Source organism: Herbiconiux daphne, assembly GCF_024979295.1.
Taxonomy (GTDB): Bacteria; Actinomycetota; Actinomycetes; order Actinomycetales; family Microbacteriaceae; genus Herbiconiux; species Herbiconiux daphnes.
In genome coordinates this window covers 1-565 of record NZ_JANLCJ010000653.1, presented here as the reverse complement: position 1 = coordinate 565, position 565 = coordinate 1, and the positions used below count along the sequence as shown (strand labels likewise).

Genomic DNA, 565 nt, shown 5'->3' with positions numbered 1-565 from the left:
AAAGCTCTATCCGTCGATAACCTGATGGTCTTTAGTGCGATCTTCTCGTACTACAAGATCAAGAAGCAGGAAGATATGCACACGGTGCTAACGTATGGCATCATAGGCGCTATCGTCTTCCGCGCAATCTTTGTCACTGTTGGTGCTGGGTTGTTTAACTCAGAAACAATTCTGACAACAGTTGGTAGCTTCGAAATCACTCTTCACTTAATCATTAGTTGTCTGTTTGCTTTGGTTATCTTCTGGTCTGCTTGGAAGATGCTGACAGCTAACGAAGCTGAAGATGAAGAAGATGATTATGACAATATGTGGTTTAACAAACTGGCACATCGCTGGTTCCCAAAAGCAGGTGCTCTGTTCTTTGCTGCGGTAACTATTGAACTGTCGGATGTTATGTTTAGCTTTGATTCAGTTCCGGCTGTAATCGCTGTGGCTAAAGATACTGCGGTTGTCTATTCCGCCATGCTCATGGCTGTGCTTGGTCTTCGTGCTTTGTTCTTTGTGCTGGAAGCTCTTATGAAGCACCTCTGTCACTTGGAGAAAGCCGTTGTTGCAGTATTGGTAT

1 protein-coding gene is annotated in these 565 nt (G+C 44.2%); it reads left to right on the top strand.

The annotated features are described in order from the left end of the window. On the top strand, positions 1 to 565 hold a 565-nt coding region (locus tag N1032_RS26985; RefSeq protein WP_407933097.1), incomplete at both ends, for a TerC family protein.